A 22233-nucleotide genomic window follows, 5' to 3' on the forward strand; every position below is an offset into this window, starting at 1 on the left:
ACCCGGGGTTTTTGTGTTGTCCCGGCGGGGCTCACCGCGAAACTCTGGTGTGGTTGCGGGAGGGTGGGGCCGTTCTCTCCCTGTTACGCGTTTGGTGTCTTTCCTTTCCGGCATCCGCCCCTACGGCTTCAGCCCTGGACGTGGCTGCGGCGCGAGGAGTGGGAACGGAGGTAAAGCGCTTGAAGGTCCAGAGGCTACTGTGCCTTTCTGCCAGGAGCTTCAACCAGCCTCTTCCCGCAGCACTGCCAGCGGCGGCGTGTTGACGACCCGCCGGCAGCCCCAGACGCCAAGCGCAGCGATCAGTACGGCGGAACCGACAAGACCCAGGGGCCAGAGCCAGGGCGTGGGCCGGTAGGCCATCTCCAGGACCCGCGTCTGCAGCACCCAGGCGGAGAGCTCCGCGCCGAGCGTGGCGAGGACGCCGGCGAAAAGCCCGAGCGCGGCGAACTCGATTGCCAGGCCGCCGAGTACCAGCCCGCGCCGCGCGCCGAGGGAACGCAGCAGGGCGCTCTCCTGAAGCCGGCTGTCGACGCTCGCCTGCACGCCGGCGACGAGGACAAGCGCGCCGGCGAGGAGGATGATGGCCAGCACCAGCTCGATGGCGGCGCTGACCTGGCGCACGATGCTGCGCAGCTGCGAGAGCACCATATCCATTTCGATCACGCTTACCGTGGGAAACTCGCGCAGCAGCCGGTTGAGAAAGGCCTTGTCGCCGCCGAGGTGAAAACTGGTCATGAAAGTCGCCGGGTAATCGGCCAGCAGTCGCGGCGGGAAGATCATGAAGAAGTTAGGCCGCATGCTCTCCCAGTCCACCGCGCGGAGGCTGGCGACAGTCACCGCAAGCTCGCGGGCACCGATGCGCAGCTCGAGGCGGTCGCCGGGGCCGGCGCCGAGGCGCTCGGCAAACTCCTCCTCCAGCGACACCACGGCGGCGTCGCTGTCGGCGTTCCACCAGCTGCCCGCGAGCAGCTCGTTCCCGGGCGGCGGTGTCGCTGACCAGGTGAAGTTCGCCTCCCGCTGCCCCGGCCCGTCGCCCTCCTCGTCTGCCGGGAGCGGCTCACCGTTCACCGCCATGACCCGGCCGCGGATCATGGGGTAGAGGCCCTCGGAGGCAATACCGTCGGCGCGCAGCCGCCGCTCCACGGCGGCCACCTCTTCGGGGGCGATGTTGAGGATGAAATGATCCGGCGCCTCCGGCGGTAGCTGGGCCTGCCAGCTGTCGATGAGCGAGCTGCGCACCAGGGTCAGGAGCAGCAGCAGCATGATGGCAATTGCGAACATCACCATCTGCAGCGCGTTGCCGGCACCGCGGCGCTGCAGGCTGGCCAGTGCCAGGCGCCAGATGCTGCCCGCGCGCATGCCGGCCAGGCGGCCGCCGCGCAGGAGCAGCAGCGCGCCACCGCCGCCGACGGCAACGGTAAGGGCAAGGCCGGCCAGCACGGCGCCGGTGAGCGCCAGGTCTCGGGAGTACCAGGCCATGAGGCCGCTCACCGCCAGAAGGCCGAGGCCGTAATCGAGCAGGCCGCGCCCCGAGTCCAGGGGTAGGTCCCGGCGCAGTACGCGCAGCGGGCTCGCGCCGGCCAGGCGCCATAGCGGCGGCCAGGCGAAGCAGCCGAGACAGACCAGCGCAGTCACCGCGCCCACCAGCCAGGGGCGCCAGCCGGCGGGGCCCGGGTCGAAGGGCAGCCGCGCTGCCAGCAGATCGAAGGCGAGCGCCTGCAGCAGGAGGCCGGCCAGGCAGCCGGCGACGGTAGCGGCGACGCCGAGGAGCGCGAAGCTGCCGCCGTAGAGACGCCCGACGTAGCCGCTGGTAGCACCCAGGCTCTTCATGATCGCCACGTAGTCGGCATGCCGGGCGCAGAAGCGCCGGGCGGCGAGGGCGATTGCCACGGCGGCGAGCAGCACACCGAGGCTGCCGGCGAGCAGCAGGAAGCGCTCAGCGCGGTCCAGGGCCGAGGCCACGCCGGGTTGCCCCTCCTCCACGGAAAGCAGGCGCTGCCCCGGCGAGCGCTCCCCTTGGAGCCAGTCGCGGAAGGCGGCCACGGCGCCGGGATCACCGGCGAACAGCTGCCGGTAGCGGACCCGGCTGCCGGGCTGGACGACGCCGGTCGCGGGAATATCATCGACGTGCATGAGCACCCGCGGACCCAGACCGAGGAAACTCGCGCCCCGGTCCGGTTCCGTGCGTACGGCCCCGGCGACAGTGAAACGCGCTGCACCGAGCTCAACGCTGGCGCCGGGCTCGATGCCCAGGAGGGCAAAGAGCCGCGAGTCGAGCCAGAGCGCGCCGGGTTCAGGGCCACCAGCGCGGCCGGAAGCGCTGCCGAAGGGCTCGCGACTCGCCGTGAGTTCGCCGCGCAGCGGGTAGCCCCCGGAAACCGCCTTGACCGCTCCCAGGGCCATCGCCTCGTCACCGGCGCTTACCATGCTGGTGAAGGTCAGCACCCGGGCCGTGCGCAGGCCGCGGTCCGCGGCCTCCTCGAGCCAGTGCGCCGGCAGCGGCTGGCTGGCCTGCACGACGAGATCGGCGGCGAGGAAGCGGTGGCTCTCCTGGGCGAGGGCCCCCTGGAGACGCGCCGTGAAGGCGCTGATGCCCGTGACCACGGCCACCGCGAGAACCAGGGCGGCGAGCAGCACGCCGAGTTCACCGCCGCGCCAGTCGCGGGCGAGGAGCCGCAGGGCGCTGCCCCCGGGTCGCAGGGACGATTTCACGCTTCCTCGAGCTCCCCGGCCGTCATGCGCAGGCAACGCTCGCAGCGCGCCGCCAGCCCTTCATCGTGGGTGACCAGGACCAGGGTCGTGCCCTCCTCCCGGTTGAGCGCGAACAGCAGGTCGACAATGCGCTCGCCGGTCGCCGTGTCGAGGTTGCCCGTCGGCTCGTCGGCGAAAAGAATGTGCGGTTCCGCGGCGAAGGCGCGGGCAATGGCCACCCGCTGCTGCTCGCCGCCGGAAAGCTGGCGCGGATAGTGTCCCGCTCGCTCGCCGAGCCCGACGCGCTCAAGGTAGCGACCGGCGCGATCGGCTGCCTCGCCGTCGCCGCGCAGCTCGAGGGGCAGCATGGCGTTCTCCAGTGCAGTGAGCGCCGGCAGCAGCTGGAAGGACTGGAAGACAAAACCGATCTCACGGGCGCGCAGGAGCGCGCGGCCGTCTTCGTCGAGCCGGTCCAGGGCGACATTACCGATCTCGATGCTGCCCTCGCTGGCGAGGTCCAGGCCGGCAAGCAGCCCGAGCAGGGTGGATTTCCCGGAGCCGGACGCACCGATGATGGCCACCGTCTCGCCCGACTTGATTTCGAGGTCGATGCCTTTCAGTATCTCGAGTTCCCCGCCCGCTACAGGGACCCGCTTGCGAAGCGCGCGCGCCGTGATCATCCGTTTCTCCTTGTTCCGCGATTTACGCCGGCTGGCCGCCGCCGGATTGTTGCTGCTGGCGGCTATGACAGGCGCCGCGGCCGTCGAGGACGCAGGCAGTACCGGCGACGGGCGGCGCCTGCTCGTGCTGGGCGATAGTATCAGCGCCGCTTACGGGCTGTCCCTCGAGGAAGGCTGGGTCGCCCTCGCCGGGGCCGCCCTCGCGGAGCGCGGGCTGCCCGTCGAGATCATCAACGCGAGTATCAGCGGCGAAACCAGCGCGGGCGGCCGCCGGCGTCTGCCGGCGCTGCTCGAGGCCCACGATCCCGACGCCGTGGTCATCGAGCTCGGTGGCAACGACGGCCTGCGCGGCTACCCGGTAGACCAGCTTCGGCGCAACCTGGCGGCGATGGCCGGGGCCGCGCAGGCCAGTGGCGCCCGTGTCCTCCTGCTGCCCATGGAGATTCCGCCGAACTACGGCCCCCGCTACGCGGGCGCCTTTCGCGACAGTTTTATCCGGGTGGCCGAGGAAACCGGAGCCACCCTCGGCCCCTTCCCCCTCGAGAGCGTGGCGACGGATCCCGCCCTGATGCAGCCAGACGGCATCCACCCGACCGCCGCCGCGCAGCCGCTCATCGTCGAGACCCTGCTCCCGGCCCTGGCGGCGGTACTGCGCCCATGAGCCTGCGCGAGCAAAGCCCGCTGCAGCAGCGGCTGTACACGATCGTGTTCGGTACCGAGACGCCGGCGGGAAAGTGGTTCGATATCGCCCTGATCACGGTGATCCTGGTCAGCGTGACGGTGATCATCCTCGACTCCATGCCCGATTACCACGCGCGCTACGGGGACCTGTTCCACGATATCGAATGGGGTTTCACGCTGCTGTTCACCGCGGAGTACCTGCTGCGCATCTGGATTGCGCAGAACCGCCGGGCCTACCTGCTCAGCGTCTACGGCGTCATCGACCTCCTGTCGATCCTGCCCACCTACCTCGCCCTGCTCATGCCGCAGACGGCCCCGCTGCTCATCATCCGCCTGCTGCGGGTCCTGCGGGTCTTCCGGGTGCTGCGCCTCTTCGCCTATCTCAACGAGGCCAACCAGGTCGCCGGGGCCCTGCGCCAGTCGGCGCGGCAGATCTTCGTGTTCTTCGCCATGGTCGTCACCACCATGGTGATCTTCGGCTGCCTTCTCTATGTCATCGAGGGGCCCGGAAACGGCTTCGATAACATCCCCGTCAGCATCTACTGGGCCATCGTGACCATCACCACCGTCGGCTACGGGGATGTTGTCCCGGTCACCCCCCTGGGGCGCCTCATCTCGGCCATGGGCATGCTCGTCGGCTACGCGATCATCGCCGTGCCCACGGGCATCTTCACTTCCAAGCTCATGAGCGGCGCTGCCCGCAAGCTCACCGTCAACTGCCCCCAGTGCGCCCGCGCCGGCCACGAGCCCGATGCGCGCCACTGCAAGTACTGCGGCGCTGCCCTGTTCGACGAGAAGGACTGAGCTGAAAACAGTCTTTCAGCCATTCCCGGGGTGAGCCCGGGATACTGCTCTCAGTCGCTCCCCGATACACGCTTTGTGAGAGCAGTATCCCGGCCTCACCCCTAGCGCCTCATGAACTTCCAAAACGCTCAATTTTCCTGAGGCGGTAGGGGCGGCTGCCGGGGGATGGCCCCACCAAGCGTGTATCGGGGAGCGACCCGGCCAGGCTAGGCTGGGCGCATCCCCCGGCAGTCCGCCCGGAACACTACCCCAGGCGCGGTTCGAACAGCCTCTGACCGAGCACGGCCGGGGCTCTCGCCCCCTGTCGCCGATTCTGGTAGCTTCGACAGCAGCTTCACATAACGATAAGCCACAAGGAGCATCGCCATGCGCAACCGCACCCTTCCGCTGTGGGTCGCCGCCGGCACCGCGCTGCTGGCCCAGCACCCGGCCCTCGCCCAGGACCGGCGCCTGGAAGAGGTGATCGTCACCGCCGAGAAGCGGGCGACCACCGTGCAGGATACCCCGATCGCCGTTACCGCCTTCAGCGGGGAGGAGCTCGACCGGGCGCTGATCAACAAGCCCCTGGACATGCAGTTCAACGTCCCGAACATGCTGATGAGCAAGGACAACTTCACCACGGCGCAGATCTCCATCCGCGGCATCGGCAACCTCGCCGTCGGCGCGGCCGCCGACAGCGGCACGGGGATGCACTTCAACGGTGTATACCTGAACAACGGACGCATCTTCGAAAGCGAATTCTTCGACGCCGAGCGTGTGGAGGTGCTGCGCGGGCCCCAGGGCACGCTCTACGGGCGCAACACGACCGCGGGCGTGGTGAACCTGCTTACCCGCAAGCCGGGTGACGAGTTCGGCGGTTTCGTGAACGTCGAGGCCGGCAACTACGCGCACCGCAAGCTGAAAGGGGCGCTCAACATCCCGCTCACGGACCGGCTGGCACAGCGCTTCGCCGTCTTCTACCTGGAGCGCGACGGCTTCGTGGACAACCTGTTCACGGGCCGGGACATGGACGGCCGCGACATGTATTCGCTCCGCTCGTCCACACGCTGGCAGGGAGAGCGCACGGACGCCACGCTCACCATCCAGTACTTCGAGGAGGATTCGGACCGGATGCGCGGCAGCGCCCAGCGCTGCCTGAGGGACCCGGAGGGGGTGCTCGGCTGCCTGCCCACCGGGCTCGCGAATCAGCGGCCGCACAGTGGCGCCACGGTAGCCGGGTTCCTCGTCACCAACCTCGTGGCACCGCTCACGGGCCTGTCCTTCCCCGAGGACGACTTCGTCAACTCGCCGTTCTCCGAGGACCCGCGGGAGCAGTACCTCGATTTCACGCCGGTCTACCAGGTGGAGGACACGGTGATCTCCCTGGAGATCGACCACGACATCGGCGACCTGACCCTGAGCTCCGTCACGGGTTACCACCAGTCGGATTTCAGCGCGCGCAATGACTACGACTTCACGGTGGCCTCGGAACCCTGGCCCGTAGCGGTGACCGTGGACCGCGGCCCGGACGGCCCGATCACCGTTGACCGCGCCTACTCGACGGACCGCTCCACCACCAGGCCCGAGCAATGGAGCCAGGAACTGCGCCTGGCGTCGAACAGCGACGGACCCTGGAATTTCATGGTCGGTGGCTTCTATCTCGACTACGAGTCCGACGTGCACTATTACGTCTACTCCGCGGCCCTGGAACTGTTCGGCAGCATCGCCGGCATCCCACCGGAGCAGCGCCTGTTCGACAACGACACGCAGGACTACCGGCTCGAAACCTGGGCGGCTTTCGGCGAACTCTACTGGCAGGCGCGAGACGACCTCCTCGTGACCCTTGGCCTGCGCTACACGGAGGAGGAAAAATCCTCGCGGCAGCGCACCGTCTACCTCAACTTTCTCAGCGACCCGACGCAGCCCGGCGGCGACTACGACAGCTTCGGTGGCAGCTGGGAGGAGCCGACAGGCAAGCTCAACGTGACCTGGGATGTGAACGACGATGTGATGACTTATGCGACGCTCTCGCGCAGCTATAAAAGTGGCGGCTTCAACCCCATCGCTGCCGAGTCCCCCCTGCTCGCGCAGGATCCCTCCCTCGCCACCTTCGACCCGGAGTACATCAACAGCCTGGAACTGGGCGCCAAGACCCGCCTCTTCGACAATACGCTGCAGGCGAACCTGACCTGGTTCTACTATGATTACGAGGGTTTGCAGATCTCGAAGATCACCAACCAGACTTCCCTCAACGAGAACTTCGATGCGACGATCCAGGGCTTCGAGGGCGAGTTCATCTGGGTGCCGGACCAGCACTGGCGCGTCAGCGCAAACCTGGCCTGGCTCGACAGCGAGCTCGACGGCGGCAGCAGTCTCGATCCGGCAGATATCAATGGCCTCGGCACCACGGAGAACATCATTTCCACCCCCAACGCCAACGTCTACGTCGGCCCGGGCTGCCCCGGGGGCGCGGCGCCCTGCGCGGGCATCGAGCAGGAACTCGACGGCAACACGCTGCCCAACGCGCCGGAGTTTTCCGTCAACCTCGGTATCGCCTACCGCTGGCAACTCGGGGGCGGCATGGACCTGGTCGCAGCGACGAACTACTACTGGCAGGACGAGTTCTACACCCGGGTGTTCAATACCGGCAATGACGTCGTCGATGCCTGGGACGTGTGGAACGCGACGGTGACCCTGCACGGAGCGGACGGCCGCTGGTTCGCCGAACTCTGGGGGCGCAACCTCAAGGACGACGACTTCGTCACGGGCCAGTACCTGGGTGACCAGAACGTGGGCCTGGCGACCAACCAGTTCCTTCTGGAGCCCCGCACCTGGGGCATGACCCTGGGTTATCGTTTCTGAAGGGGCACGGCCCGGTCAGCGCTACTGCGTAGCCGCGATGAAGTCACCGAGCAGGCGGAACTCCGCCTGCCGGGGTGACTTGCGCCGCCAGAGCAGGCCGATCTGCCGCTCGACCCCCGGTTCGTCGAAGGCGCGCACGACGATGTCGGTACTTGCCAGCAGGTTCGCCTCGAGGGCCATGCGCGGCAGGAGCGTCACACCGATGCCATTCGCGACCATCTGCACGATCGTGTTCAGGCTCGTCGCCTGGTAGGGAACGCTCACGTCAGCGTCGCGCAGCTTGCAGGCCTCGAGGGCATGCTCGCGCAGGCAGTGACCATCCTCCAGGAGGAGCAGGTCCGTGCCGCGCAGGGCCCCCGTGTGCAGCGGTGTCGCCTCCGCCAGCGGGTGCGACGCCGGGCAGGCGAGAAGAAACTCGTCGGCGAAGAGCGGCCGCTCTTCCACCCCGTGCGCCGGGAACGGCAGCGCCAGCAGCAGGACATCGAGTTCGCCGCGGTTCAGGGCGTCAACCAGGTGCTCGGAAAGGTCCTCGCGGATGAACAGGCGGAACTCCGGGTAGGTCTCGCGCAGTTCCCGAAGCAGCGCCGGCAGGATGAAGGGCGCGATGGTCGGTATCACGCCGAGCCGCATGGCGCCGGCAAACGGCTCGGCCGCGGCACGGCAGGAGGCGACGATATCCTCGACGGCCAGGAGCACGTTGTTGGCCCGTGCGACCACGTCCCCGCCGAGGACGGTGAGCAGTACCTGGCGGTTGCTGCGCTCCACCAGGGGCGCGCCCAGCGTGTCCTCGAGTTCGGCGATGCCGGCACTGAGCGTGGACTGGGAGACATGGCAGGCGCGCGCCGCGTGGCCGAAGTGCCCGTGCTCGGCCACGGCGCAGAGGTAGCGCAGCTGTTTCAGGGTGGGCTGGCGGCTCATGGAAACACTCGCAAATGCGATCGATTCCATCGAATAATCCCAGCAATTTTTTTTAATTGCCAGAACCCGCTCCCTCCACTAGCTTGAACAGGCTGCCGCCGCAGGGTGGCACCCGCACCCGCAGATACCGCTAACAAACGGGAAACCGGTCAACGCAAGGAGAAGCACTATGTCGCTCAAGGGAAGCAAAACGGAACAGAACCTGAAGGACGCCTTTGCCGGCGAGTCCCAGGCCAACCGCCGCTACCTCTACTTCGCCGCCAAGGCCGACGTCGAGGGCTACAATGACGTGGCAGCCGTCTTCCGCTCCACTGCCGAAGGCGAGACCGGTCACGCGCACGGGCACCTCGAGTACCTCGAGGAAGTCGGTGACCCGGCAACCGGCCTGCCCATCGGCGGCACCGCCGAGAACCTGAAAGCCGCAATCGCCGGCGAGACCCACGAGTACACCGACATGTACCCGGGCATGGCGAAGACAGCCCGGGACGAGGGCTTCGACGAGATTGCAGACTGGATGGAAACGCTGGCGAAGGCCGAGCGCAGCCACGCCAACCGCTTCCAGAAGGCTCTCGATACCCTCGACGCCTGACCGGGGCGCGCCCCGCGCGAGCGGGCTCGACCACCGCGGGGCCGCCCCTGGCGGCCCCGCGTCGTTACGACTACCCCGGGAAATGGAAGCGAGGGAGGACAAGCTCCATGCGTGAAGGCAGCCTGGAGGCACCAACCCGGCACCCCATCGCCTGGAAGAGCGAGGCTTTCTGGGACCGCGAGGAACTCAACGAGGAGCTCGAGCGAGTCTACGATATCTGCCACGGGTGCCGTCGCTGCGTGAGCCTCTGCGACGCGTTCCCAACGCTCTTCGACCTCGTCGACGACTCGGACACCCTGGAAGTGGATGGCGTCGACAAGGCCGATTACAACAAGGTCGTGGATCAGTGCTATCTCTGTGACCTCTGCTACATGACCAAGTGCCCCTACGTGCCCCCGCACGAGTGGAACGTGGATTTCCCCCACCTCATGCTTCGCGCGAAGGCCGTGAATTTCCGCGAGCACGGAGCGGGGTTCCGGGACCGGACGCTCACGAGCACTGACAAGGTCTTCGCCGCGGCGACGATTCCGCTGGTGGATGTCACCGTGAACACGCTGAACGGCAGCAGCGGTTTCCGCAGGGCGCTCGACAAGACCCTGGGCATCCACCACGAAGCGCCGCTGCCGCCCTTTCACAGCAACACCCTGCGCAAGCGCGCGAAAGGCCTGCGCCAGGACATCACGCCGGCGCCGGTCGGCGAGACCCGGGGCAAGGTGGCGCTCTACGCCACCTGCTACGGCAATGCCAACACCCCGGAAGTCGGCGAGGACTTCATCGAGGTTTTCCAGCACAACGGCATAGCCATTGATCTCGTGCCGAAGGAGAAGTGCTGCGGCATGCCCAGGCTCGAGCTGGGCGACCTCGACGCCGTGGACAAGCTCAAGCAGGCGAACATCCCTGTACTCGCGGCCCTGGTCGACCAGGGCTATGACCTCACGGCTCCGATCCCCTCCTGCGTCCTCATGTACAAGCAGGAGTTGCCGCTCATGTACCCGGACGACCCGCTGGTGCAGAAGGTGAAGGATGCCTTCTATGACCCCTTCGAGTATCTCTGGCTGCGCCACAAGGGTGGCGCCCTGAAAACGAACTTTCCCAACGCCATCGGCAAGGTCGCCTACCAGGTCGCCTGCCACCAGCGGGTACAGAACATCGGTCTGAAGACCCGTGACGTGCTCGGTCTCGTGCCGGGCACGGAAGTCACGGCCCACGAACGCTGCTCGGGCCACGACGGCACCTACGCCGTGAAAAGCGAAACGCGCGCCAGGTCACTGAAGATCGCCCGGCCGCTGGTACGCAAGGTCGACCAGCAGGAACCGGACCACGTGGCCAGCGACTGCCCCATGGCGGGCACGCAGGTGGCACACCTGTCGGAGAAGGTCGATCACGCCACCCATCCCATGACGCTGCTGCGCATGGCCTACGGTCTGTGATAACTGCGGTGAACTCGATACCCGATTCCCAGGAGGCTGCAATGACAACGCACCTGACCCGCGAGGACCTCTGGTCCCTCGAGCAGTACTCGGAGGAGAGGCCGGCCTTCCGGGCCAGGGTCATGGCGCACAAGAAGACCCGCCAGGTCCCTCTCGGTAACCACGCGCGGCTCTACTTCGAGGACGCGCTGACCATCAAGTACCAGATCCAGGAAATGCTGCGCATCGAGAAGGTCTTCGAGGCCGCCGGCATTCTCGAAGAGCTCGAGGCGTACAATCCGCTGATCCCGGACGGCCACAACTGGAAGGCCACGTTCATGATCGAGTACGAGGATCCGGCCGAGCGGGCGCTGCGCCTCGGCGAGATGATCGGCATCGAGGACAAGGTGTGGCTGCGGGTCGGCGACAACGAGCGTGTCTACCCGATCGCCGACGAGGACCTGGAGCGGGACACTGCGGACAAGACGTCCTCCGTTCACTTCCTGCGTTTCGAGCTGACACCTCCCATGATCGCAGCAGCGCAGAACGGCGACCCGATCAGCGCCGGTATCGATCACCCGGCCTACCCGGTCGAGGGCAGCCCGGTCGACGACGCCGTGCGTGCGTCCCTGGTGAATGATCTGGCCAGCGCCCGGGTCCACTGAGGCTGCCAGCGGCGATGGAACTGGTCGTTTTCGACCTCGACGGCACGCTCCTGAACCGGGAGTCGGCGATTTCGGACTACACACGGGAAACGCTCCAGCTTCTCTCGGCAGCCGGCATCGCCTATACGGTGGCAACCGGGCGCACGCTTCACGGCGCCCGCGACCTTCTCGAAGGGCACGGCTTTCTCCTGCCGCAGGCTTTCAAGAACGGGGTGGTGATCTACAACCCGGAGCTCGGGCGCTACAGCCACCGGCACCTGCTCACCCAGGACGAGATCCGGCACGTCCTGGAGGCCTTCATCGACCAGTCGATCACCCCCTTCCTCTTCACCATCGAACCCGGCGAACGCCACGCTGTGTACCACGCGCCGCTGCAGACCCGGGCCGAGGAGCGGCTCGCAGACATGTTCCGCGGTGACCGGGACCTGCCCGTACTGCCCCTCAGCAAACTGCCCGCCGACGCGGACATCGCCAACGTCAGCGCCCTGGGCCCGGAGCGCGGTATCCGCGCGGTGGTCGACGCGGTTGCCGACGAACCGGGGCTGGTGGCCTACATGGGCACAGCCATCGAGGACCGGGACCTGTGCTGGGTGGACATCCACCACCACGCCGGCACCAAGGGCGATGCGGTGAGCTGCCTGAAGCAGGAGCTGGGTCTCGAGCGGATCATCTGCTTTGGCGACAGCGACAACGACCTCAGCATGTTCGCCGCTGCCGACGAGGCCTACGCACCGGCCAACGCCAAGGCGGAGGTGCTGGCGGCGGCCAGCGCCGTCATTGGCCATCACGACGAGGACGGCATCGCCCGCTTCCTGCGCGAGCGCTTCGGGCTCGGCTGAGCCCGTCCGAAGTCGCCGCCGGTCACGAGCGCCGGCGGCGGGTCGCGGCGGTCGCCTCGGCAGCCAGCGGGTCCTCCGGCCACGGATGCTTCGGATAGCGCCCGCGCTGTTCGCGCCGGACTGCCTCGTAACCCTCCCGCCAGAACGAGGCCAGGTCCGCCGTGACCTGCAAGGGGCGCCCTGCGGGCGACAGCAGGTGCACCAGCACCGGTACTCGCCCGCCGGCCACGCGCGGCGTCTCGGCACAGCCGAACAGCTCCTGCAGCTTGACGGCCAGCACCGGCACCGCTCCCTGCGTGTAATCGAGGCGCACTTCGCGGCCGGAGGGTACAGGGAGCGTCGCCGGGGCTTCCCGCTCCAGCCGCGCCGCAGCTCCGGCGGGCAGCAGGCCGAAGAGGCAGGCGCGGCTATCCACGGCCCGCAGCTCCTCCAGGCTTCGCGCCGCACCCAGGTAGGGACCCAGCCAGTCTTCCAGGGTCGCCAGCAGCGTCGCATCGGAAAGGTCCGGCCAGCTAGCGGGCGACAGGCGCCGGAGGAAGGCGACGCGGGCACGCCACTGCTCCCCGGCATCATCGAGGCCGAGGGCTTCGATGCCGAGCTCCCGCACCCGCGCCAGCAGCAGCGGTTGCGCCCGCGCCGGTTCCGGCGCCGGCAGCGTGTCGCTCGCCAGCGTCAGCGCGCCCAGCCGGCGCTCCCGGCGGGCCACGGCCCGCTCCTGCGCCGGATCCCAGCGCACTGCCTCGCGCTCGGTCACCAGCGTCGCGAGCGCCGCGCCGAAAGCGGACGGGTCCAGCGGAGCGGCGAGGCGGATCCGGTCCGGTGCGTCCCGCTCTCCCCCGCTCGCGGCGGCGACCGCGAGCCACGGCTCCGCCGCGAGGGGCGCCCCCCCGGGCAGCACCGCCCGCCGCCCGTTCGCGAGCTGGTAGGTCGCCTGGCGATCGCGCGCGATGCGTCGGGCGACGCGCTCCGGGTAGGCCCGGGCCAGGAGCGTCGCGGGGTCGCCGCCGCTGGCGTCCTCGACCCCGAGCAGGGATCGCAGACGCCGCACCTCGCGGCGCACCGCGTGGCGCCAGGCCTTGTCCACGCCTTTCCCGTGCTCCGCGCCGAGCACTGCAAGCAGCTGCCCGAGGTCCTCTCCGGCGCCCGCCGGTGGCCGTTCCTCGAGTAACGCTGCAAGCTCGCAGGCGAGGGCCTGCGCCGGGCCCGGCGGGGCCGTCAGGAGCATGTGGGCCAGGCGCGGATGTACCGGCAGTTCGAGCATGCGCCGGCCGTGATCGGTCAGGCGGCGGCGCCCGTTGGCTACGGCGATGGCACCAAGGCGGGCAAGGAGTTCGCAGGCAGAGGCAAAAGCCGCCGCCGGCGGCGCCTCCAGCCACGGCAACGCACCGGGATCCTCGGCACTCCAGGCAAGGACCTCGAGGGCGAGCGTCGCGAGGTCGGCGTGGCGGATCGGCGGCGATCGCTGCGCCTCGAGGCGATCATGCTGTTCCCGGCTCCAGAGCCGGTAGCAGCGACCCGGACCGATACGCCCGGCACGACCTGCGCGCTGGTCCGCACTGGCCCGGGAAATGCGCCGGGTGAGCAGGCGCCCCATGCCGCTGGCGCGGTCGTAGCGCGGTTCCCGGCAGAGACCGCTGTCGACCACTGCATCCACCGCGGGCAGGGTCAGGCTGGTCTCGGCGATGTCCGTGGCGAGTATGATGCGCCGCTCCCCGCCGGGCGGTGGCGCGAGTACGGCCTGCTGACGCGGCAGGGACAGCCCGCCGTGAAGCGCGAGCGAGGGCCCTGCCCGGGTGCCGAGCGCAGTGGCCACCCGGCGGATCTCCGCCTGCCCGGGCAGGAAGACCAGGGTGTCACCGCTGCCGTCCGCCTGCGCCTGCGCAACCGCGTCCAGGAGGGCCTCGACGGGGAGTTCACCGGGCCTCGCCGGCTGCCCGTAGCGGATATCCACGGGATGGGCGCGGCCCGCGCTGTGCAGGAGCGGGGCGTCGGGAAGCAGTGTGGCAAGGTCCAGGCCCTCGAGGGTGGCCGACATGAGCAGCAGGCGCAGGGGGTCCTCGTCACGGAGCAGCGAACGCGCCTGCAGCAGCATGGCCAGCGCGAGGTCTCCGCCGACGCTGCGCTCGTGGAACTCGTCGAGGATGACCAGCCCCACGTCCTCCAGCGCCGGATCCGCCTGCAGCAGGCGCAGGAAGACGCCATCGGTCACGACCTCGAGGCGCGTGCGTTTCCCCGACCGGCTGTCGCCGCGGACGCGGTAGCCCACCCGCTCGCCGGGGACCTCCCCGAGGCGCCCAGCCAGGAATGCAGCCGCACTGCGGGCAGCAAGGCGCCGGGGCTCCACCAGGAGGATGCGGCGACCGGCGAGCCAGGGGGCCTCGAGGAGATGCAGGGGCACGCGCGTGGTCTTGCCGGCCCCCGGTTCCGCCTGCAGCAGAGCTTCACCCCGTGTGCCAAGGGCACGGGCCAGTTCGTCGAGCATCTCCTCGATGGGCAGTGGACCGTCCCGCTGCCCGGCTTTTCGCTTCATGGTCTTTCCCCGCAGTCCCGGCCGCATGATAGCGGTGAGTCCCCGGAGACCCCAGCGCCCTGCGCCGGCGGGGTAGCCTGCCGGCGGGATTTTGCTATGCTGCGCCCTTTCCCAGCGAGTGGGACGCCGTGCCAGCGCCCGACACCCCCGACCAGCGCCCCGCCCTCCGCCAGCACATCCTCGCCTTCTGCGCCTGCCTGCTGCTCGCCGGCTGCGGCCAGGGGCCGTGGAACAACCCGCATCCGCCGCCCGAGGGCGACAAGCTCACCTACTACTCGGTGATGTCGCCCGCGCCGCCGAAGCATCTCGACCCCGCGATCTCCTACGCCTCGGATGAAGCGCTCTACCTCATGCAAGTGTACGAGCCCCCCCTCGGCTACCACTTCCTGAAGCGGCCCTACGAGCTCGAGCCCCTGGGCGTGGAGGCCATGCCTACGGTCACCTACCTCGACGCGGATGGCGAGCCGCTGCCTGTGGGCCGCGCCGACGAGGCCGCCTACAGCCGCTATCACCTCGCCGTGCGCGCGGACGCCCGCTACCAGCCGCATCCCGCCTTTGCGCTTAGGGAAGACGGCGCGCCGCGCTACCGCTTCGACAACCCGGCCGAGGGCCGCCGCTACCGGCAGATCAGCGACTTCGCACACTCCGGCTCCCGCCCCGTGCGCGCCGAGGACTATGCCTACGCCATCAAGCGCCTCGCCGACCCGGCGGCCGGCTCGCCGATGATCGCGTTTATGGGGCGCTACATCGTCGGCATGGAGGCGCTGACCGCCGAACTCGCAGAGGTGCCGAGAGACGGCTGGCTCGATCTGCGCGACTTCGATCTCGCGGGGGTCGAGGTCCTCGATGAGCGCCACTACACCATCACCATCAACGGGCGCTATCCACAGTTCGTGTACTGGCTCGCCATGCACTTCTTCTCGCCGGTGCCGGCGGAGGTCGATGCCTTCTTCCACAACCCGGGCTTTGCCGAGAGCAACCTCACCCTCGACTGGTGGCCCGTGGGCTCCGGCCCCTTCATGATGGTGAAGAACGACCCGAACAGCGAGATCGTCCTCGAGCGCAACCCGAACTACCACGGCGACGTGTACCCGAGCGCAGGCGCGCCCGGCGATCGGGAGAAGGGCCTCCTCGAGGATGCCGGCAGAACCATTCCCTTCATCGACCGCGCCGAGTTCCGCCTGGAGAAGGCGGTGCTGCCGCTCTGGACCAAGTTCCTCCAGGGCTACTACGACCGCTCCGGCGAGGTCCACGGCAACACCAACAGCGTCTTCGACCGGGCCTTTGTCGTCGGCCCCGAAGGCCTCGAGCTCGCCGACGACCTCGCCGACCATGGCATCACCCTGTCGCCGGACGTGAAGCCCGGGCTCTATTACTACGGCTTCAACATGCGCGACCCGGTACTCGGCGGCTACACGGCGGAGCGGCGCAAGCTGCGCCGGGCGCTGCAGATCGCCTTCGATGTCGAGGAATACCTGAGCATCTTCTACAAGGGCAACGGCTTCGTCGCCCACTCGCCGATACCGCCCGGTATACCGGGTCACAAGAAAGGCGCCGAGGGGATCAACCCCTACACCCATGACTGGGTAGACGGCGAGGCCCGGCGCAAGCCCATCGAGGCGGCGCGCCGGCTGATGGTGGAGGCGGGCTACCCCAACGGGCGCGATGCGCGCACCGGGGAACCGCTGAAGGTCTTCATCGATGTACAGAGCCAGGCCATCTCGACGACGAGCATGAACTGGATCGACCGGGCCTTCTCGCGCATCGGCGTGCAGGTGGAGTTCCGCCCCGCGGACTGGAACCGGACCCGGGAAAAGCTGCTGACGGGCAACACGCAGATCTTCTCCCACGGCTGGCTGGCCGATTACCCGGACCCGGAGAACTTCCTGTTTCTTCTCTACGGCCCGGAGAGTCCACTCCTCTGCAACTGCGACGGCGCCAACAACGCGAGCTACGAGCGGCCCGAATACGACGAGCTCTTCGAAGCCATGCGCATCGAACCGCCGGGGCCGGCACGCGACGCCATGGTGGAACGCATGGTCGACATGTACCGCGAGGATGCGGTCTGGCTCTTCGCCTACTATCCGAAGGATGTCTACCTGAACAATGCCTGGGTGCACAACACGAAACGCCACGGCATCTCCAAGAACACCCTCAAGTACCTGCGCATCGATCCGGAACTTCGCGCCGCGAAGCGGCGGGAATGGAACCAGCCCGTCACCTGGCCGCTCTATGCCGGCACCGGGCTCGTCGTCGCCCTGCTCCTGCCCGGTGTCATCGCCTACCGGCGCCGGCAGCGGGCAACGGCGCGCTAGAAGAGGATCCTACGTGTTTGCCTACATCGTCCGACGCCTGCTCTACGCCATCCCCATTCTCATCGGCGTCAACCTGCTCACCTTCGTGCTGTTCTTCGTGGTCAACTCCCCGGACGACATGGCCGTCTCCCAGCTCGGCGCCAAGTACGTGACGCCGGAGGCGATCGAGAACTGGAAGGCGAAGAACGGCTACGACAAGCCCCTGTTCTACAACGAGGCGGCGGACGGCCTCGGCGCGGTGACAGAAACGATCTTCTTTGCCAAGTCCGTGCGCCTCTTCGCCTTCGATTTCGGCCGCTCGGAGAGCGGCCGCGACATCAGCACGGACGTGCGCCGGCGCATGGGGCCGAGCCTCGCGGTTGCGCTGCCCACCTTCCTTGTCGGCATCGGCGTGAACATCTGCGTGGCCCTGATGGTCGTGATGTTCCACGCGACCCGCCTCGATCGCGCGGCGGTGATCGTGTTCGTGGCCCTCATGTCCATCTCTTATCTTTTCTACATCATCGGCGGCCAGTACCTCGTCGCCAAGACCTGGCGCCTCGTCCCCATCAGCGGCTTCCACATGGACGGCCAGGTGTGGAAGTTCCTGCTGCTGCCCGTCCTGGTGGGCGTGGTCGCCGGTATCGGCGCCGGGGCACGCTGGTACCGCACGCTGTTCCTCGAGGAGGCCAACCAGGACTACGTACGCACGGCTCGCGCCAAGGGTTGCAGCGAGCTGGCAGTGCTGTTCCGGCACATCCTCCCGAACGCCCTCATCCCCATCCTGACCGGGGTGGTCGTGCTCGTGCCCATGCTGTTCATGGGCAGCCTGCTCATCGAGTCCTTCTTCGGCATCCCCGGCCTCGGTTCCTACATGCTCGACGCCATCAACGCCCAGGACTTCGCCATCGTCCGCAGCATGGTCTTCATCGGTTCCATCCTCTACATCGTCGGCCTGATCCTCACCGACATCTCCTACACCTGGGCCGACCCCCGGGTCCGCCTGTCCTAGGAGCTGTCCGATCTCATGAAGCCCGTCATCCTCTGGTCCGACGCCCTCATCTTCCTGCTGGTGGCGGCTCTGGTGCTGTTCTTCTGGCGGCTGCGCCGCGACCCGCAGGCCCGGGAGCGCTGGCGCCAGGTGTTTGCCTCCCGCCTCGGCATGGCCGCCTTCACGGTCATCGTCGCCTACGTCGGCGTCGCCCTGCTCGACTCCCTGCACTTCCGCCGGGCGCTGCCGCCACCGGAGGGCGTCACCACCAAGGAAGTCTTCTACGACAACCAGGTGACCAGCGTGCTGGACACGCTGACCGCGGGCATGGGCGAGCGCTTCGAGCGCACCTACTCCGCGCCCTTCGCCCTGCGCTCCTTCGAGAAACAGACGATGAAGGACGCGGCCGGCAACACGGTGCGCGACTTCCCGCCGCTTCGCCACGCCGGCATGCACGTCGACAACCCCGCGGACAAGTGGGCCGACGTGGCCCGCAGGAGCACCCTTGCCCTGGCCTGGGGGCTGGCCCTCGCGGCGCTGCTGATTCTGCCCCAGTGGTGGCTGCTGCGGCACAGCCCCCTGCCCTGGGCAAGCTCGTGGTGGGTGCAGGGCGTTCTCGCCTGCGTCGCGGTCTGGCTGGTCAGCATCAGCCGGCATTACCACGTCCTCGGCACGGACCTCGGCGGCACGGATGTGCTCTACCAGTCCCTCAAGGGCGTGCGCACCGGCGTGCTCATCGGCGCCCTGTCCACCCTGGTGATGCTACCCATCGCGGTCACCCTCGGCGTCTGTGCCGGCTACTTCAAGGGCTGGGTGGACGACGTCGTGCAGTATCTCTACACCACGCTGAGTTCCATCCCGGGCATCCTGCTCATCGCCGCGGCCGTGCTGCTGTTCCAGGTCTACATCGACCTGCACCCCGACGCCTTCCCCACCGGGCTCGAGAAGGCCGACGCCAGGTTCATCGCCCTGTGTTTCATCCTCGGGGTGACCAGCTGGTCCACCCTGTGCCGGCTGATCCGCGCCGAGACGCTGAAGATCAGCCAGCTCGGCTACGTGCAGGCCGCCCATGCCTTCGGTGTAAGCCACGGGCGCATCCTCGCCCGGCACATCCTGCCGAACACGGTGCACATCATCCTGATCACCTTCGTGCTCGATTTCAGCGCCCTGGTGCTGGCGGAGGCGGTGCTGTCCTACATCGGTGTCGGCGTGGACCCGAGCATGGGCAGCTGGGGCAACATGATCAACGGCGCGCGCTCCGAGCTGTCCCGGGAGCCGGCGATCTGGTGGACCCTCAGCGGCGCCTTCCTGTTCATGTTCCTGCTGGTGCTGTCCGCCAACCTGTTCGCCGATCTCGTGCGCGACGCCTTTGATCCGCGCACGCGACTCGGACCGGAGGCCGCATGAATCAGCAGGCTGATACGCTGACCCTCGAGGGTCTTTCCGTCGAACTGGCGGACACGGCCCAGGCGCTGGTCAAGGATGTCGTCATTCACCTTCGCGCCGGGGAGATTTTCGCCCTCGTGGGGGAATCCGGCAGCGGCAAGTCCATCACGTCGCTCGCCGCGATGCGCCTGCTCCCCGACGCGCTTCGCGTCGGCAGCGGCCGCGCGCTCATGGGCGACACGGACCTCTTCGCCCTGCCCGAGGCGCGCATGCAGGCCGTCCGCGGCCGGCGCATGGCGATGATCTTCCAGAATCCCATGAGCGCCCTCAACCCGGTGCAGACCGTGTTCCGGCAGGTGGCGGAGACGCTGCGCCTGCACACGTCCCTGCGCGGCGCCGCCCTGCGCGATCGGGTGGCGTCACTGCTCGAGGAGGTGGGTATCCCCGATCCTCGGCAGCGCATGGGCTTCTACCCGCACCAGCTCTCCGGTGGCCAGCAGCAGCGGATCATGATCGCCATGGCGCTCGCCTGCGAACCGGAGGCGCTCATCGCCGACGAGCCGACCACGGCCCTCGACGTGACCATCCAGAAGCAGGTGCTCGAGCTCATCCGCGACCTCGCCCGCTCGCGGCGCCTCGCCGTGCTCCTGATCACCCACGACATGGGTGTCGTGCGGCAGACGGCCGACCGGGTCGCTGTCATGTACCGCGGGCGCATCATCGAGGAGGCCAGCGTGGCTGCCTTCTTCGCCGCGCCAAAGGAGGACTACAGCCGGCGCCTCATCGACGCCCTGCCGGGGAAGGACAGTTTCCTGCCACCCGTTCAGGCGCCGCCGCTCCTGGAGGTGCGGGATCTTGCCGTGCATTTCCCGGTGCGCGGAGGCCTTCTGCGCCGGGTGCAGGACGTCACCCGCGCGGTGGACGGCGTCTCCCTCACCCTCGCCCGCGGCGAGACCTTCGCCCTCGTGGGCGAGTCCGGCAGCGGCAAATCGACGCTCGGCCGGGCCATCCTCGGCCTGGAGCCCGCGAGCGGTGGCGAGATTCATTTCGACGGCACCCGCATCGACGGCCTCGACCGCGGCGCGCGGCAGTCTTTCCGCCGCCGCATTCAAGTCATTTTCCAGAATCCCTACAGCTCGATGAACCCGCGCATGGCGATCGGCGCCATCATCGCCGAGGGCATGCTGAGCCTGGGCATAGAAGCCGCGGAAAGCCGTCGCGATGAGCGGGTGGCCGCTCTGCTGGAACGGGTCCGGCTGCCCGCGGACTGCGCGCGTCGCTACCCGCACGAACTCTCCGGCGGGCAGCTCCAGCGCGTCGCCATCGCCCGCGCCCTGGCGGTGGACCCGGAACTCATCATCTGCGATGAGCCGACCAGCGCGCTCGACGTATCGATCCGTGCGGACGTACTGGCGCTGCTCGCCGAGCTGCAGCGTGAGGACGCGTTGGCAATGCTGTTCATCACCCACGACCTGTCCATCGTGCCCGGGCTCGCCCACCGTGTCGGCGTGATGCGCTCCGGCCTGCTCGTGGAAACGGGGACCGCGGAGAAAGTACTCAACGCACCGGCGCACCCCTACACGCAGGAACTGCTCGCCGCCGTGCCCCGCGTCAGCGGCTGAGGGGGCCTACTCGAGGCGCAGATCCACGGCCTCCACCTCGTCCTGCAGGCAGCCGATGTCCTCACGCTCACAGACCTCGACGGGCAGGTTCGGCTGGCGCCGCTCGAACAGGTATTCCGCACCGAACACTACGCCGGGGAGCACGAAGAACAGGGTCGAGATATAGCCGAGCGCCCAGCCCCGGTGGCCTTCCACGCGGCGGCCGAGCCACTGGCTGGAATGGACCGGCAAATCGCGCAGCACCGGGACCAGGGTGAACGCGAGCACGCCGAGGACATTGTAGAGCAGGTGCACGAGCGCAATCTGCAGCGCGAGTTCCTGGTTCGATCCGGTAATCGCGGTGGCCGCAAGCAGCGCCGTGACGCAGGTACCGATGTTGGCGCCCAGGGTGAACGGGTAGATCTGCCGGGTCGAGAGCACCCCGGCACCGGCCAGCGGGACCACCAGGCTCGTGGTGGTGGACGAGGACTGTACCAGGACCGTCACCAGGGTCCCGGATGCAATGCCCGTGAACGGCCCGCGGCCGATCGCGGTATCGATGATGCCCTTCGCGCGTCCGCTCATGGCGGCGCGCAACAGTCCGCCGAGGCACAGCACGGACGTGATGATGCAGGCGACCCCTGCGGCGATGGTCAGCAAGGCCGCCGGTGTCTGTGGCAGCAGGCCGCCAAGCAGGTCGCGCAGGCCGTGACCCAGGGGATCCGTGGCCGCGCCCACGAGGTTGAACCCACCGACCGACGCTTCCGGCCCGCCGCTCAGTGCCGCGGCGAGCACCCGGCCCATCCGCTCCAGCGGGTGGAACAGGGCCTCGATCGGAAGGAACACGACAATGCTGTAGAGGTTGAAGAAGTCATGCACCGTCGCCGCCTCGAAGGAGGCGCGGAAGGCGCCGCGCTGGCGGAGGTTGCCGAGGCTGACGATGGTATTGGTGATGGTGGTCCCCATATTCGCGCCCATGATCATGGGCACGGCGATGGATACGGGCACGCCGCCGGCGACCAGCCCGACGATGACCGACGTGACCGTGCTCGAGGACTGCACCAGGGCCGTGGCCAGGGTGCCGAGGATGACGCCGACCACCGGGTTGCTGGCAAAGGCGAAGATGGCAGCGGCGCCGTCGGCCCCGCCGGAGGCCCACTTGAAGCCAGTACCGATCGTACTGACGCCGACCAGCAGCAGGTAGATGAAGAAAGCGACGCCCGCCCAGAGCGCAGCGGGGGAAAGACGCTTGACCACCGCGGCCTCGTCGGCAACGGCGGCGGCTGGTTCAACAGGCATGGGGGCATCCCGGTA

16 protein-coding genes are annotated in these 22233 nt (G+C 68.4%); 11 read left to right on the plus strand and 5 right to left on the minus strand.

The genetic code is table 11. The annotated features are described in order from the left end of the window. Positions 1-219: 219 nt before the first annotated feature. Entirely contained in the window at positions 220-2712 is a 2493-nt protein-coding gene (locus tag ACX93N_RS12615; protein ID WP_459428784.1) for an ABC transporter permease, read from the minus strand. Further along, a complete protein-coding gene (locus ACX93N_RS12620; protein WP_459428785.1) occupies positions 2709-3371 on the minus strand; it encodes an ABC transporter ATP-binding protein in 663 nt (220 codons plus the stop codon). Before ACX93N_RS12620 ends, ACX93N_RS12615 begins: the two co-directional genes overlap by 4 nt. Positions 3372-3435: 64 nt before the next feature. On the opposite strand from ACX93N_RS12620, the gene ACX93N_RS12625 reads away from it, so the two are divergent. From ACX93N_RS12625 to ACX93N_RS12635, 3 genes are all read left to right on the plus strand, one after another. Continuing rightward, on the plus strand, positions 3436-4032 hold the full coding sequence (locus ACX93N_RS12625) for an arylesterase (RefSeq protein WP_459428786.1): 597 nt from the start codon (positions 3436-3438) through the stop codon (positions 4030-4032). Next, positions 4029-4856 (plus strand): ion transporter, encoded by an 828-nt coding sequence (locus ACX93N_RS12630; protein ID WP_459428787.1) that lies wholly within the window; start codon positions 4029-4031, stop codon positions 4854-4856. Before ACX93N_RS12625 ends, ACX93N_RS12630 begins: the two co-directional genes overlap by 4 nt. A 366-nt stretch (positions 4857-5222) precedes the next feature. Beyond that, positions 5223-7697: a TonB-dependent receptor gene (locus ACX93N_RS12635; RefSeq protein WP_459428788.1), complete on the plus strand. Its 2475-nt coding sequence runs from the start codon at positions 5223-5225 to the stop codon at positions 7695-7697. Between the two features lie 21 nt (positions 7698-7718). Here the strand turns inward: ACX93N_RS12635 and ACX93N_RS12640 are convergent, their stop codons facing one another. Continuing rightward, positions 7719-8645 (minus strand): hydrogen peroxide-inducible genes activator, encoded by a 927-nt coding sequence (locus tag ACX93N_RS12640; protein ID WP_459428789.1) that lies wholly within the window; start codon positions 8643-8645, stop codon positions 7719-7721. A 139-nt stretch (positions 8646-8784) separates the two neighbouring features. On the opposite strand from ACX93N_RS12640, the gene ACX93N_RS12645 reads away from it, so the two are divergent. The 4 genes from ACX93N_RS12645 to ACX93N_RS12660 all read left to right on the plus strand — a co-directional run bounded on the left by ACX93N_RS12645 (position 8785) and on the right by ACX93N_RS12660 (position 12117). Next, complete coding sequence (locus ACX93N_RS12645; protein ID WP_459428790.1) at positions 8785-9204, plus strand: rubrerythrin family protein; 420 nt, start codon at positions 8785-8787, stop codon at positions 9202-9204. A gap of 107 nt (positions 9205-9311) precedes the next feature. Then, a complete protein-coding gene (locus ACX93N_RS12650) occupies positions 9312-10634 on the plus strand; it encodes a heterodisulfide reductase-related iron-sulfur binding cluster (RefSeq protein WP_459428791.1) in 1323 nt (440 codons plus the stop codon). 41 nt (positions 10635-10675) lie between these two features. Next, positions 10676-11278 carry a DUF3501 family protein gene (locus tag ACX93N_RS12655; protein ID WP_459428792.1) on the plus strand — a complete coding sequence of 201 codons (603 nt, stop codon included), beginning with the start codon at positions 10676-10678 and terminating at the stop codon, positions 11276-11278. Positions 11279-11292: 14 nt separating this feature from the next. Beyond that, the gene (locus ACX93N_RS12660; RefSeq protein WP_459428793.1) at positions 11293-12117 is read left to right on the plus strand and encodes an HAD-IIB family hydrolase; all 825 of its coding nucleotides are present in this window, start codon (positions 11293-11295) and stop codon (positions 12115-12117) included. Between the two features lie 22 nt (positions 12118-12139). Here ACX93N_RS12660 and hrpB read toward each other — a convergent pair whose 3' ends face one another. Beyond that, positions 12140-14647: an ATP-dependent helicase HrpB gene (hrpB, locus tag ACX93N_RS12665; protein WP_459428794.1), complete on the minus strand. Its 2508-nt coding sequence runs from the start codon at positions 14645-14647 to the stop codon at positions 12140-12142. Positions 14648-14775: 128 nt separating this feature from the next. Here hrpB and ACX93N_RS12670 point away from each other — a divergent pair, with 128 nt between their 5' ends. From ACX93N_RS12670 to ACX93N_RS12685, 4 genes are read left to right on the plus strand one after another with little or no spacing between them, the layout of a single operon-like run. Next, on the plus strand, positions 14776-16962 hold the full coding sequence (locus ACX93N_RS12670) for an ABC transporter substrate-binding protein (protein WP_459428795.1): 2187 nt from the start codon (positions 14776-14778) through the stop codon (positions 16960-16962). A gap of 13 nt (positions 16963-16975) precedes the next feature. Then, complete coding sequence (locus ACX93N_RS12675; RefSeq protein ID WP_459428796.1) at positions 16976-17953, plus strand: ABC transporter permease; 978 nt, start codon at positions 16976-16978, stop codon at positions 17951-17953. 15 nt (positions 17954-17968) lie between these two features. Further along, positions 17969-19339: an ABC transporter permease gene (locus ACX93N_RS12680; RefSeq protein WP_459428797.1), complete on the plus strand. Its 1371-nt coding sequence runs from the start codon at positions 17969-17971 to the stop codon at positions 19337-19339. Beyond that, the gene (locus tag ACX93N_RS12685; protein WP_459428798.1) at positions 19336-20940 is read left to right on the plus strand and encodes an ABC transporter ATP-binding protein; all 1605 of its coding nucleotides are present in this window, start codon (positions 19336-19338) and stop codon (positions 20938-20940) included. Before ACX93N_RS12680 ends, ACX93N_RS12685 begins: the two co-directional genes overlap by 4 nt. A 6-nt stretch (positions 20941-20946) precedes the next feature. On the opposite strand, the gene ACX93N_RS12690 is transcribed toward ACX93N_RS12685, so the two are convergent. Further along, on the minus strand, positions 20947-22218 hold the full coding sequence (locus ACX93N_RS12690; protein WP_459428799.1) for a Na/Pi symporter: 1272 nt from the start codon (positions 22216-22218) through the stop codon (positions 20947-20949). Between the last annotated feature and the right edge of the window lie 15 nt (positions 22219-22233).

It is taken from the genome of Pseudohaliea sp. (assembly GCF_054552115.1).

What these genes read in the sequence shown, in the direction of transcription:
- ACX93N_RS12620 (WP_459428785.1), bottom strand. Translation starts at nt 3,371, where the DNA reads ATGATCACGGCGCGCGCGCTTCGCAAGCGGGTCCCTGTAGCGGGCGGG.
- ACX93N_RS12640 (WP_459428789.1), bottom strand. Translation starts at nt 8,645, where the DNA reads ATGGAATCGATCGCATTTGCGAGTGTTTCCATGAGCCGCCAGCCCACC.
- ACX93N_RS12655 (WP_459428792.1), top strand. Translation starts at nt 10,676, where the DNA reads ATGACAACGCACCTGACCCGCGAGGACCTCTGGTCCCTCGAGCAGTAC.
- ACX93N_RS12635 (WP_459428788.1), top strand. Translation starts at nt 5,223, where the DNA reads ATGCGCAACCGCACCCTTCCGCTGTGGGTCGCCGCCGGCACCGCGCTG.
- ACX93N_RS12650 (WP_459428791.1), top strand. Translation starts at nt 9,312, where the DNA reads ATGCGTGAAGGCAGCCTGGAGGCACCAACCCGGCACCCCATCGCCTGG.
- ACX93N_RS12685 (WP_459428798.1), top strand. Translation starts at nt 19,336, where the DNA reads ATGAATCAGCAGGCTGATACGCTGACCCTCGAGGGTCTTTCCGTCGAA.
- ACX93N_RS12690 (WP_459428799.1), bottom strand. Translation starts at nt 22,218, where the DNA reads ATGCCTGTTGAACCAGCCGCCGCCGTTGCCGACGAGGCCGCGGTGGTC.
- ACX93N_RS12630 (WP_459428787.1), top strand. Translation starts at nt 4,029, where the DNA reads ATGAGCCTGCGCGAGCAAAGCCCGCTGCAGCAGCGGCTGTACACGATC.
- ACX93N_RS12645 (WP_459428790.1), top strand. Translation starts at nt 8,785, where the DNA reads ATGTCGCTCAAGGGAAGCAAAACGGAACAGAACCTGAAGGACGCCTTT.
- ACX93N_RS12680 (WP_459428797.1), top strand. Translation starts at nt 17,969, where the DNA reads ATGAAGCCCGTCATCCTCTGGTCCGACGCCCTCATCTTCCTGCTGGTG.
- ACX93N_RS12660 (WP_459428793.1), top strand. Translation starts at nt 11,293, where the DNA reads ATGGAACTGGTCGTTTTCGACCTCGACGGCACGCTCCTGAACCGGGAG.
- hrpB (WP_459428794.1), bottom strand. Translation starts at nt 14,647, where the DNA reads ATGAAGCGAAAAGCCGGGCAGCGGGACGGTCCACTGCCCATCGAGGAG.
- ACX93N_RS12625 (WP_459428786.1), top strand. Translation starts at nt 3,436, where the DNA reads ATGACAGGCGCCGCGGCCGTCGAGGACGCAGGCAGTACCGGCGACGGG.